At 63.9% G+C, this 12,154-nt stretch carries 13 protein-coding genes; 9 read left to right on the top strand and 4 right to left on the bottom strand.

Annotated features, from left to right (window positions below):
* Nucleotides 1-63 precede the first annotated feature (63 nt).
* The gene (locus tag ACFFWD_RS34910) at nt 64-414 is read left to right on the top strand and encodes a RidA family protein (RefSeq protein WP_376973322.1); all 351 of its coding nucleotides are present in this window, start codon (nt 64-66) and stop codon (nt 412-414) included.
* A gap of 75 nt (nt 415-489) precedes the next feature.
* Here the strand turns inward: ACFFWD_RS34910 and ACFFWD_RS34905 are convergent, their stop codons facing one another.
* Together ACFFWD_RS34905 and ACFFWD_RS34900 are read right to left on the bottom strand one after the other, a co-directional pair.
* A complete protein-coding gene (locus ACFFWD_RS34905; RefSeq protein ID WP_376973320.1) occupies nt 490-1,632 on the bottom strand; it encodes an alpha/beta fold hydrolase in 1,143 nt (380 codons plus the stop codon).
* Between the two features lie 197 nt (nt 1,633-1,829).
* On the bottom strand, nt 1,830-2,897 hold the full coding sequence (locus ACFFWD_RS34900) for an aromatic ring-hydroxylating dioxygenase subunit alpha (RefSeq protein ID WP_376973318.1): 1,068 nt from the start codon (nt 2,895-2,897) through the stop codon (nt 1,830-1,832).
* Nucleotides 2,898-3,005: 108 nt separating this feature from the next.
* Here ACFFWD_RS34900 and ACFFWD_RS34895 point away from each other — a divergent pair, with 108 nt between their 5' ends.
* The 8 genes from ACFFWD_RS34895 to ACFFWD_RS34860 all read left to right on the top strand — a co-directional run bounded on the left by ACFFWD_RS34895 (nt 3,006) and on the right by ACFFWD_RS34860 (nt 9,247).
* The gene (locus tag ACFFWD_RS34895; RefSeq protein ID WP_376973316.1) at nt 3,006-3,914 is read left to right on the top strand and encodes a LysR family transcriptional regulator; all 909 of its coding nucleotides are present in this window, start codon (nt 3,006-3,008) and stop codon (nt 3,912-3,914) included.
* Nucleotides 3,915-4,019: 105 nt separating this feature from the next.
* A complete protein-coding gene (locus ACFFWD_RS34890) occupies nt 4,020-4,709 on the top strand; it encodes an RNA polymerase sigma factor (RefSeq protein ID WP_376973314.1) in 690 nt (229 codons plus the stop codon).
* Nucleotides 4,710-4,823: 114 nt separating this feature from the next.
* Nucleotides 4,824-5,348 (top strand): DUF4142 domain-containing protein, encoded by a 525-nt coding sequence (locus tag ACFFWD_RS34885; protein ID WP_376973312.1) that lies wholly within the window; start codon nt 4,824-4,826, stop codon nt 5,346-5,348.
* 11 nt (nt 5,349-5,359) lie between these two features.
* The gene (locus tag ACFFWD_RS34880) at nt 5,360-5,680 is read left to right on the top strand and encodes a cupredoxin domain-containing protein (protein WP_376973310.1); all 321 of its coding nucleotides are present in this window, start codon (nt 5,360-5,362) and stop codon (nt 5,678-5,680) included.
* Between the two features lie 95 nt (nt 5,681-5,775).
* Nucleotides 5,776-6,138 (top strand): nuclear transport factor 2 family protein, encoded by a 363-nt coding sequence (locus ACFFWD_RS34875; protein WP_376973308.1) that lies wholly within the window; start codon nt 5,776-5,778, stop codon nt 6,136-6,138.
* Between the two features lie 57 nt (nt 6,139-6,195).
* Entirely contained in the window at nt 6,196-6,993 is a 798-nt protein-coding gene (locus ACFFWD_RS34870; protein WP_376973306.1) for a helix-turn-helix transcriptional regulator, read from the top strand.
* A gap of 237 nt (nt 6,994-7,230) precedes the next feature.
* Entirely contained in the window at nt 7,231-7,980 is a 750-nt protein-coding gene (locus ACFFWD_RS34865; RefSeq protein ID WP_376973304.1) for a haloacid dehalogenase type II, read from the top strand.
* 97 nt (nt 7,981-8,077) lie between these two features.
* Nucleotides 8,078-9,247 (top strand): cytochrome P450, encoded by a 1,170-nt coding sequence (locus ACFFWD_RS34860; RefSeq protein WP_376973302.1) that lies wholly within the window; start codon nt 8,078-8,080, stop codon nt 9,245-9,247.
* A 1,115-nt stretch (nt 9,248-10,362) separates the two neighbouring features.
* Here the strand turns inward: ACFFWD_RS34860 and ACFFWD_RS34855 are convergent.
* A complete protein-coding gene (locus tag ACFFWD_RS34855; protein WP_376973300.1) occupies nt 10,363-11,529 on the bottom strand; it encodes an NADH:flavin oxidoreductase/NADH oxidase in 1,167 nt (388 codons plus the stop codon).
* Between the two features lie 192 nt (nt 11,530-11,721).
* Nucleotides 11,722-12,154 (bottom strand): hypothetical protein (locus tag ACFFWD_RS34850; protein ID WP_376973298.1); only part of this gene is annotated, 433 nt, incomplete at its 5' end.

Genomic DNA, 12,154 nt, shown 5'->3' with positions numbered 1-12,154 from the left:
TGCGCAGTGGCGGCGGCGCCTTTGACGCGGTAGATAACGCCCGCCATTCAAGTGGAGACCCAAATGAGCATTCAACGTTTCGAAACCGGCCCGCGCATGAGCCAGGCCGTCGTGCACGGCAACACCGTCTATCTCGCCGGCGTCGTCGCCGGCAAGGCCGCCGGCGGCAGCGTCACCGACCAGACCAAGGACATCCTGTCGATCATCGACGGCCATCTGGCGAAGGCCGGCACCGACAAGTCGAAGCTCCTCAGCGCGACCATCTACATCACCGACATGAAGACGTTCCCTGAAATGAATGCGGTGTGGGACACCTGGGTCTCGCAGGGCAACACCCCGGCGCGGGCGACCGTCGAGGCCAAGCTGGCGGCGCCGCAGTACAATGTCGAGATCATGGTGGTCGCGGCGAAGTAAGCGCGCGGCGCATACCGAGATGAATCTGCTGCCCCGGATTGCTGATCGCAATTCGGGGCATGCTTCAGCGGCACCTCACGCGCTCATCCTCGGTGTCTCGCCCGACGTATCGCCGAGGTCGGCCTGCAGCCAGCGGGCGACCCGGCGCCACGAATTGTCCAAGGCGTTGCAGCCCATGAAAAGACCGAGGTGACCGCACGGCTCGCTGGCACATTCCAGCCACGCCGATGGCGTGCCCAATAGCCGCCTGGTCGCAAACGCCTGGTCGCGCGGGACGACGATGTCGTCCTCCGCGGCAAGCAGGAAGACCGGTACCTTTACCTCGGCGAGATCGACCGTGCGGCCAAGTGCAACGAAGCCGCCATCGGCGATGCGATTCTCGCGAAAGATCAAGTTGGTCACCTGGAGATAATAGGTCCCCGGCAAATCCAGCGTCTCGCGATTCCACCGCGCGAATCGATCGACCAGCGCCCTGGCCTCTTCCGATTGATCGCCGAGATCCCTTTGCAGTGCCGCCTCGACGTCATGCGGGCTGAAAGGAATGCTCCAGCATTGCAGCATGTACTTGCCGCTAATGATGCCGTCTCCCTGGCGCACCAGCGCCTCGAAGCCTTGCTGCGGAAGCGAGCTCACCATTGTGGAGAGTTGCGACGGCACCGAGGTGTCGACCGGGCTGCTTGCGAGCACGAGCCGCCGCACTTTGCCGGGAAAGCGCGCGGCATAAAGCAGCGACAGCCACCCGCCCTGGCAGAGGCCGACAAGATCGACCGGAGGCCCGATCGCATCGACGGCAACGTTGAGATCGGAGAGATAAGTATCGATCGAGAAATAGCGCATCTCGGGCGTGGCCGAGCGCCAATCGGTGAGATAGAGACGCCCGACGCCCGTCTTTTGCAGCGCCTCGATCAGGCTGTGGCCGGGTGCGAAATCCGCGATCAACGCGCGGTGCAACGCATAGGGCGCACAGACCAGCAGCGGCCGGCCTTCGGCGCTCTGCGAAAAATCCAGCAGGCGCATCGACGGCAACTGCAGCGCGATCGTGTTTGGCGTCGTCCAGGACGCTTCAACGGGCGCGTCCGCAGACCCGGGCGCGTGGTCGGCGTACCACTTCCAATAAGCGTCCAGCACCACCCTCGTAGCCTCGAACGGCCACAACCAGGCGTGCTGCGCCGGGCTGGCGCCTGCGTCGCGTTCGGGAAGCTGCGTTTTTTCGGTCAAGCTCATTCACCGATTGATCGCCGCCGATATGGTCCGGCCGGCACGAGTCAAAACCTTGACCCCGATCAAGAACCGACGAATTCAACTTCACCACTCTACGCCGATCCGGCGCGGGCGCCAGCCATGCCGGGGTTTCACGATCTCGCGATCCCGGCATGGCGTTGCGGCCAGAAAGAGCGCAAACCTGCCCGCTCCTGCTACGCCGCCCGGGCGGCGGTGCGCTCCGCCTCGAGTTTCCGCGCGAACAGCCAGCGGAAATAGGTCAGCGGCGCATCGGCGCCGATGGCAAGCATCTGGTAGTTCGGATCGGCATCGAACACGCGCTGCTGCGCTTCGATCAGCGCCTTGTCCTCGTTGAAGCCTTCCTCGAGGCTGTGGCGCAGCGACAACGCGATGTTCGGATTGTCGATGTCGAAATCGTGCAGATAGTTCCAGAAGAAGTGCGTGGTCGAGCGCGTTTCCGGCGTCATGAACTGCGCGTTGCGGTATTGCCGTGTCCCGGGGACCTGAACGCCCTTCTCCACGCCCTGCCCCGCAGGGGCGAAAGTGGTGTCGAGCGTGAAGATGCCCGGAACGATCATACGGCCGATGTTGCGGCGATCGATCCTGTCGGCTTTGTTCGGGATCACCTTCTTGTGGTAGGGCGGCGGCTCGGCGTCCATGTGCCAGCGCTCGACGCGGAAACCGTCATCCAGCTTCTCGATCGCAACCGGCTTGGTCTTGTAGGCATATTCCTCGGAGCCGCCGAGCGTGTTGGTGTGCACGAAGGCGAGATGGGCGAAGTCGCTCAGATTGTCGACGATCAACAGCCAATTGGCCTTGTAGTGCATATAGCCCGGCAGGCCCCGCCATTTGGCGTCCTCCAGCGGCGGATAGTCGAGGATCAATTTCGGATCGGCCTTCTCGGGATCGCCGGTCCAGATGAAGACCATGTTGTAGCGCTCGACCACGGGATAGCTGCGCACGCCGAGCTTGGCGGGAATGGCGTCCTGGCCGGGGATCTGGATGCACTTGCCGTCGGCGGCGAACTTCATGCCGTGATACATGCAGCGGATGTCGTCACCCTCGATGCGCCCCATCGACAGCGGCGCGGCGCGATGGCAGCAACGGTCGTCGAGCGCAACCACCTTTCCGCTCGAACCGCGATAGAGCACGATCGGCCGTTCCAGAATGGTGCGCGCCACCATCTTGCCGTCGATCAGCTCCTGGTTCAGCGCCGCCACGTACCAGGCGTTGCGAAGGAAAATTCCGTCGTCATCAGCCATCTCACCCTCCCGATGCAATGTTGGTTGCGGCGACGTTAGGTGATCGGTGATCTCTCGATAATCCGATTTATCTGGACACACTGTACCGCTGCATGGACAATCGTTCCCATGGAGTGGCGCGACTGGGAGCTGTTTTGCGAGGTTGTCGAGCATGGCGGCTTCACCGCTGCTGCGCGCGTGCTCGGCCATCCCAAATCGAGCCTGAGTGCTGCGGTGCAGCGACTGGAAGGCAATCTCGGCCTGCGGCTGATCGAGCGCACCACGCGCCATTTGCGGCTGACCGACGCCGGCGAGACCATCTATCGCAAGGTCCGCCCGCTGTTCGCCGCGCTGCATGACACGCACAGCGAGGCGCTCGCCATGAGCAGCGCGATCGCCGGCACGCTGCGCATCAAGGCGCCCTATGAATTCGGCGCGCATCATGCCGGCCCCGTCGCCTGCGACGTGATGAGCCGCTATCCGGAGCTCGCGATCCGGATCGATGTCGAGCACGATATCGTCAATCCCATCGCCGAGAACTACGACATCGTGTTCGCGATGCTGGAGGCGCCCCTGCCGTCGGCCGGCATCGTGATCCGTCGCGTCTTCACCCTCGAGCGCGGCCTGTTCGCGGCGCCGGCGCTGCTGGAGCGATTTGGCGAACCGCGCACGCTGGAGGACTTAAGGAAGCTGCCGCTCTTGACCGGTCCCAACGACCCGCCATGGGCGATCACCGCGCCCGGCGGCGCGGTGGAGCAGCTTGCGGTCGATCATGCCCGCCTCACCTCGTCGAACGCCCATGTCCGCCTCCAGGCGGCGCTCGCCGGCCACGGCGTCTTGCGGGTGACCGCAAGCTACACCCGCGCCGCGGTCGAGGCCGGGCAGTTGCGGCGGCTGCTGCCGGACCACGGCTGCGAGCCGCTCAACGTGCATGCATTGCTGCCGGCGCGACAATTCGTCCCGGCCAAGGTGCGCTGCTTCCTCGACGCGATGGAAGCCCATGCGCGCGGCGATCCCGAGGCCTATATCAGGCCATAAACGGCGATCGGGTGGGTTTTTGCCAATCGCCAATTTTTTCGGGAACCTGTTCAAGCCGGCGGCATCCAATGCCAATATCCCGCAACCGGTGAAGGCATCTCGACCATGCATCAGGCCCAGCCAACGACCGTAGCGCCGATCGGCTCAAGCGATGCCGAGCTGGTGCGGCGCGCGCTCGCCCGCGACGAGGCCGCGGCCCGCGCCATCATGCAGGCGAACAATCGCCGGCTGTTCCGGCTGGCACGTGGCATCCTGCGCAACGACGCGGAAGCCGAGGACGTGGTCCAGGACACCTATGTCCGCGCCTTCAGCCATCTCGACCAGTTCCGCGGCGACTCCAGCCTGTCGACCTGGCTGTCCCGGATCGCGATAAACGAGGCGCTCGGCCGCCTGCGCCGCAAGCGAGCGGGCGTCGAGTGGTCGGCGCTGCCGCCTGGCACGCTCGAGGCCCAAATCATCCAATTCCCCCTATCGTCAGCGGATGATCCGGAAAGATCCATGGCGCAGCGCGAGATCCAGCATGTCGTCGAGCACGCCATCGACGAGTTGCCCGAGGCCTTCCGCCTCGTCTTCATCACCCGCGTGATCGAGGGCATGACGACCGAGGAAACCGCCGACATTCTCGGACTGAAACCGGAGACGGTGAAGACCCGCCTGCACCGCGCCCGCGCCATGCTGCGCGACATCGTCGAGAAGAAGATCGGCCCGGTGGTGCTGGAAGCCTTTCCCTTCGCCGGCAAGCGCTGCGAGCGCCTGACCGAAGCGGTGCTGAAGCGGCTCGGCTACCCGGCCTAGGTTTCTGGGAACCTCGCAGGTTTTTTCGGGAACCTCCTCATATCAGCATCATCCAATGCCTGTGAAACCAACCACGCGCCGGCTCCACGCACGGCGCCACAGGAGTGTCAAACCATGTTCGTTCGATTGACCATTGCGGCCGCGGCCCTCAGCCTCGCGAGCAGCGCCGCGCTCGCGCAAGGCGCCGCCAAGCTGACCGACCCGCAGATCGCGCACATCGCCTATACGGCGGGCGTGCTCGACATCAACGCCGCCAAGCAGGCGGACTCAAAGGCCTCCAACAAGGAGATCAAGGCGTTCGCCAAGGACATGGAGCGCGACCATGAGGCGGTGAACAAGCAGGCGCTCGACCTCGTCAAGAAACTGAATGTGACGCCCGAGGACAACGACACCAGCAAGGCGCTGTCGAAACAGGCCGCCGACAAGCTCGCCGAACTCAGCAAGCTGAAGGGGGCCGAGTACGACAAGGCCTACATCGCCAATGAGGTCGCCTACCACAAGGCCGTCAACAGCGCGCTGGAGACGCAGTTGATCCCGTCGGCAAGCAATGCCGAATTGAAAGGCCTGCTGCAGACCGGCCTGAAGATCTTCCAGGGCCACCAGCAGCACGCCGAGCACGTTGCGGCCAGCTTGAAGTAGAGAATGATCGCATGTCGCCAGGACGCCATCTCGCAACGCTCACCTTGCTCGTGCTCGGCATGATGGCCGTCCCGGCACATGCGGCCACCATCCAGATCGTGATGGAGAATCTCGTGATCTCGCCGGCCGAGGCGTCAGCCAAGGTCGGCGACACCATCGAATGGGTCAACAACGACATCTTCGCCCACACCGCCACCGCGATGAACGGCGATTTCGACGTGACGATCGCACCGAAGAAGACGGCCACTTCGGTTCTGAGCAAGCCTGGCACCGTCGAATATTATTGCCGCTACCATCCCAACATGAAGGCGGTGCTGACCATCGCGCCGTAGCGCGTGCGATGACGTCAGAGGTAATCGATCGGCATGCACGAACCTTCGATAGTGCGGTCAGCCGAACAGTCCGGCGCCATCGAAGGAGAGCACACATGACCGACCACGCAACCGTCGCCCGCCGCTATATCGCGCTCTGGAACGAGCGGACGGCGAGCCGGCGCCGCGAGATGCTGAGCGAGAACTGGACCGCGGATGCGCGCTATGTCGACCCGCTGATGAGCGGCGACGGGCACGACGGCGTCGATGCTTTGATCGCCGGCGTCCAGCAGAAGTTCCCCGACTTCACCTTCAAGCTGATCGGCGAGCCGAACGGATTCGGCGACCATGTCCGTTTCTCCTGGGGCCTCGGCCCCGAGGGCGTCGACAGCCCGATCAAGGGCACTGATTTCGCCGTGCTGAAGGAGGGCCGTATCAGGAGCATCACGGGCTTCCTGGACCAGGTGCCAGGGGCGTAACGCTTCCACGCGAACGATGTCGCTGCTAGTCTTCCCCGAAACACCGGGGAGGACGCCATGAAGGCAGATTTGGCCTTCAAGAGTTCTGTGATCAGCGACATCACGCCGACGCTGCTGGCGATCGGGCGCGAGGCGTTTCCGCAGGCGCTGATCGGCGCGCTCCGGCGCGTCGGCGATGTCGGCCACTGCATGGTGTTCTCGTTTGCAGGCGCGCGCTCCACCGCGTGTTTGCTCGACGTCGGCAACATCCCGACCGGGCGCGACCTTGGCATCGCCTATGCCGAGCACTTTCACCAGTCCGACCCCAACCGCGACGCAGTGTTCGAGGGGCAGGCGCGTGCGGTGCCGATCGTGCTGCCGACCTTTGCGCGCCGCATGTACTCTGACAGCTACCGCAAGCTCTTCTTCGACGATTCCGACATCGTCGACAAATTCGCTTCCGCGATCTGGGTCGACGACACCTGCTTCTACGTGAATTTCTACCGCGTCACCGCGCAGGGCCGCTTCACTCGCGAGCAGATCCAGCGCCTGACCGCGGTGGCACCGGCAGTGAGCGCCGCCGTGGCGCGTCACTTCCAGCATGAGGCGTTACCGGACAACGATCCGATGGGCCGGCTGAAGTCGCTATTCGCAACCGCCGCACCGCTCGCGGCGCTGACCGGGCGCGAAAAGGAGGTGTGCCTTGGCATCCTCTCCGGCCTCAGCTCGGAAGCGATCGCCGCCGAGCTCGGCATCGGCCTGCACTCCGCCCTCACCTACCGCAAGCGCGCCTATGACAAGCTCGGCATCTCCTCGCAGAACGGGCTGTTCGGCATCGCGTTGCGCCTGATGGCCTCGACCCGCAGCCTGAACTAAAGCGCTGATCGCTCGCGCGGGCATCCGGTGTCACACGCGCACCGGAGCAACGGATACGCGTATCCGGATGTGACAACCTTACAGAATGCGCGTGACACTTGTGACATCCTCTCTTTCTTTTGCGTCCCCACGAGATGCCCTTTCCCGGCGCGGCTGCTAGTGGTGTGCCCTTCAAACACGCGGCTGACGATCCCGCGGGATTAGCTGGCCGCCGCAGGAATTGGAAGGACAGTGCAGGTGCAGGCATTCACGCAGTTTCGCGACGCCAACGATATCAAGGCGCTCGCATTCGACGTCCAGGGCACCTGCGTCGACTTCTATCAGCCGGTCCTGCGCGCCGGCGCGGCAATCAATCGCGACAAGGGGCTGGCGATCGACTGGACGACGCTTTTAGCCGAGTGGCGCGACCTCTATCGCGTGGCGCTTGATGCTGTCATCGCCGGACAGCGGCCGTGGCTGCGGGTCGACCAGATCTACCGCGAAGCGCTTGATATCCTGCTGGAGCGACGCGGCCTCGCCGACGCCTTCACCCGGCAGGAGCGCGACGAACTGAACAACGTCTGGACCAGGCTCGATGCCTGGCCTGATGCCGTTGCGGGACTTGCCCGCCTGCGCCGGCGGTTCACGACGACAACGTTGTCGAATGCCGGAATGGCGGCGGTGGTCGCCGTCGTCAAGCATGCTGGCCTGCCGTTCGATGCGATCCTCACCGCAGAGCTCGCCCGGAGCTACAAGCCGGCACCGGCAGTCTACCAATTGGCGGTCGATTTCCTCGGCTATCAGCCGGATCAAATCGTGATGGTAGCTTGCCACAAATATGATCTGAACGCCGCGCGGGCCTTCGGCATGCGCACGGCGTTCGTTGCGCGTCCTCTCGAGTTTGGTCCGGACGTGAAGCCCGATGTGGCGCCGGAGGATTGGTTCGACATCCATGTCGACACCTTCACCGCGCTCGCCGACGCGCTCGGCGCGGATTCCTTGTCCTGAGCTCGCGGGCGCGGCGGCCTGTCCCATGCCGTGGGGACAGACAGAAGACGGGCTTCGGCCTATCTTCGCGCGAAGATCGAGCCCCGAGGACACCGCCGTGAGCACCGCGCCCCGCATCGACATCGACGTAACTGCGTTCTGGCAGGACCCCTATCCAACGCTGGCGCGGCTGCGGAAACAGGCGCCGATCGCCTTCGTGCCGCAGCTCGGCAGCACCCTGCTCTGCAATCGCGACGACATCTTCGTCTCGGAAAAGCAGATCGACGTGTTCTCGTCGCATCAACCGGAAGGGCTGATGAACAGACTGATGGGCCACAACATGATGCGCAAAGACGGCGATGCGCACATGAACGAGCGCAAGGCGATCTTCCCGGCGATCTCGCCGAAGACGGTGAAATCGCACTGGACCGCGCAATTCGAGGGACACGCCGCGCGCATCCTCGATGAACTCAAGCCGGATGGCACGATCGATTTCGTGCAGGCCTTCGCGCTGCCGTTCTCGGCCGAGTGCCTGAAATCGATCACCGGCCTCACCAACATGCGCTTCCAGGACATGAATGCGTGGTCGCAGGGCATGATCGACGGCATCGCCAACTATACCGGCGATTCCGCCGTCGAAGCGCGCTGCCACGCCGCGACCTCAGGCATCGATGCTGCGATCGACGACATGGTACCGGTTCTGCGCAAGACGCCGGACCTCAGCCTGCTCGGCGTCATGCTGCAATCGGGCATGCCGATGGAAAGCGTCCGCGCCAATATCAAGCTTGCGATCTCCGGCGGCCAGAACGAGCCGCGCGACGCCATCGCCGGCACGGTGTGGGCGCTGTTGATCCATCCCGACCAGCTCGCGCTGGTCAGAAACGGCGACATCCCGTGGCTGCAGGCGTTCGAGGAATATGCCCGCTGGATCTCGCCGATCGGCATGTCGCCGCGGCGGATCGCAAAACCCTGGACCATCCGGGACATCGCCTTCGAGACCAATGAGCGCGTGTTCCTGATGTTCGGCTCGGCCAATCGCGACGAGAAGCATTTTCAGAACCCTGAAGGCTTCGACATCCGCCGCGACGCCTCGAGGAGCATCGCGTTCGGCGCCGGCCCGCATTTCTGCGCCGGCGCCTGGGCCTCGCGCGCGATGGTCGCCGACGTCGCGCTGCCCGCGATCTTCAAGCGGCTCAAGAACCTGCGGCTGGTGGACGGCAAGCCGCCGCGGATCGGCGGCTGGGCGTTCCGCGGATTGCTCGATCTGCCGGTGACGTGGGACGCCTGAGATACCGCGTCCCATGTCAGTTGCGCCCGCTCGCGGAGTTCGGAGGACTTTTGCTGTGCACATGCTGGTCGAGCCGCATCGCCGGGGGCGCGACTCACGATAGGCTCTGGCCGCGCCTTCATGGCGCACTCTCCTTGACCTTGAGCCCGTCGCGAATGGCGGGCTTTCTTCGCGGTGAGCCTGGACACGGCATCGCCGCCGGCTCTGTTTGCACGTTGCTGGATTTAAGTGTGTCGCGTTCGCAACGTCACAACTGTTCCATCGGTCTTCAAGCCGATTTCGACTTCACTGTGCAGCGTGTCCGGCGTTTGATATTCGCGGACCCGGGCTAAGGGCTTTTATCTCGAAGACATTTGAGGCGGGTCCAGGAGACCGCTGTCCAGCGCCAGCGGTCTCTTCGTGCGCTGCTATGCACTCTCGCCTAGAAGCCACCCCGTCATATTGGTCGAGGCGATCACGCGCTTTGGCTGATGCGGATTTATCGTCCCGGCCGATACGTCGGCAATGCTTCCGGCAAGCAGCTCGCCGGCAAAGCGTTTTGCTTCGCTTTCATTCGCGAAGGTTCTGGTTTTCCGAGCATGGTATCTGCGATCCGATCGCGGATCTTTCGATGCTCTAAAGGATACATACCAGGTTTGTAAGAGCGTCCCCATCGCGTTGCAGCCCCAAGATCGTTTCGACTGATTACGGTCCCACTTCATGTGCCACCCAAGCGGCAAGGGCCATCGAGCTGACAACGAGGACAGTCACCCAGATCCGAACGGTCAGCCGTTCTAGAGGCGTATCGTGGTCGTCCACACCGCTAGTCCTTCGATTTCATCGTCAAAAGGAGATGGCCCTCCACGCTGAGAACGTGGCGGCGCCGAAATTCCAATTCCAAATGAAAATGCCGGGTGACCGACCAGGCCAGATGACTATGAGGCCGATGTCCTAATATAATGTTGCCGGCTGCTCCGTGTCGCCATGGCCCTGCGCGGGAACGAGGAAGTGCCGATGCTGCGCGAGGGCGCCTGATCAGGCACCTCGCTCACGCTCCAGCACAGCACGCCCGGCCAGCATCCGCGCGATCTCGATCAGCCCGACGCGCTTGCAGGGCGCAAGCCTCGCGCGACGCCTCACACCTTGCGGAACGGCAGCGGCGGCCCGTCGAGCTTGCGCAGGCCAGGCTCGCGCCGCTCCAACCACCATCCATATTGCTTCGGCCACGAGGCGAAAATCTCGCCGCGTCCGCCGGAGAGCTCGAGTTCAGCGTGCAGCGGCCAGTTCGGATCGAACAGCGCCTCGCGTCCGATCGCAACGAGATCGGCGTGGCCTCTCGCCAAAATGTCCTCCGCCTGCTGCGGATGCAGGATCAGGCCGACGGCGATCGTCGCAATATCGGCGGAGCGGCGGATTTCGTCGGCATAGGGCACCTGGAAACTGTAGCCGCGCGGAATCCGCGCCGCGGTGGCGGAGCCGAGCAATCCGCCGGACGAGCAGTCGATCAGGTCGACGCCGCGTGCTTTGGCTTCGCGGGCAAAGGCGATCTGGTCCTCGAGCTGCAAGCCGCCATCGACGCCGTCAACCGAGGAGATCCGCACCGACAGCGGGCGGTCCGCCGGCCAGGCCGCGCGCACGGTCTCGATGATCTCGAGCGGATAGCGCATGCGCCCCGCACGATCACCGCCATAGGCGTCGGTGCGGCGGTTCGACAGCGGCGAAAGGAATTCGTGCAGCAGATAGCCGTGCGCGCAGTGCACCTCGGCGAACTCGAAACCGGCCTCGACGGCACGCAAGGTCGCGAGCCGCCATTGCTCGCGCAGAGCGGCAAGATCGCCCGCCTCGAGCGCGTGCGGCAACAGCCAGCCCTCGTCCATCGGGATCGCACTCGGCGCCACCACCCGCCACGGCAAATCGCCGCGGGCGCGGTCGGCATCATCGAGCGCGGCGTTGCCGTACCAGGGCCGCTGCATGCTCGCCTTGCGCCCGGCATGCGCGAGCTGGATCGACGGCACGGCGCCGTTCGCCTTCAGGAACGCGGCGATGCGCTTCAGCGGCGCGACCTGGGCATCGTTCCAGATGCCGAGGTCGCCATGGGTGATCCGCCCTTCGGCCGCGACCGCCGCGGCCTCGACCATCACAAGCCCGGCGCCGCCTTGCGCGAACTTGCCGAGATGCACGAGATGCCAGTCATTGGCGACACCATCGATCGCCGAATACTGGCACATCGGCGAAATCAGGACGCGGTTCTTTGCGGACACCCCGCGAAGCGTGATGGGCTGAAACAGAAGCGGCTGCGACATCGGGACCTTGGGTGCGTGATGACGGGGAATTTATCGCAAGAAGCTAGGCGACAGTCCGCTTCACCGCAAGCCACGCAACGACGTACGCGCCCCGACCTCGATGCATGCGAGGAGCCTCGGAGCAGCCGAAGGTAATCGAACCCTTGGATGCAGATCCAACCATTCCGGCCAGTTGTTGGCTACGTCGCGAGTTCAACCGGGAAGCGCTAGATCCTGTTGGGCATCGGAGTCGATAGCGCTCTCCTGCGTGCGGGATCCTGTATCCGTTGGTTCACTGTTGCGGTCGCTTCCCAACAAGTCCGGAACGTCATCGGTGACCAGCGCACCAAGCCAAACGGGCGAGAGAAGCGTAGCGACGATCACAGCGCAAAGACCAACACCCAGACCCAGCAGCGCGTACCACATGGCTCGATTTCCCGGGACAAGACTCTGAAAGGCAATGTCGCGCTGACGGACTATCTTCGCCGGCGCGGCATCGCTTCCTAGCTGGTGATGCTGAAATTCCCCAGCGACCCAAACTTCAATTGCGGGCATAACAACGTGATGACAGACGACTATACCGATTGGTCTAGCAGTCTGCTGAAAAACCCAGAAATTGAAGCATTGCTGTGTGTTTGGGCAGGTG

The sequence above is a fragment of the Bradyrhizobium erythrophlei genome, assembly GCF_042430365.1.
GTDB classification, from domain to species: domain Bacteria; phylum Pseudomonadota; class Alphaproteobacteria; order Rhizobiales; family Xanthobacteraceae; genus Bradyrhizobium; species Bradyrhizobium erythrophlei.
This window is presented reverse-complemented; position numbering and strand designations above follow the sequence as displayed.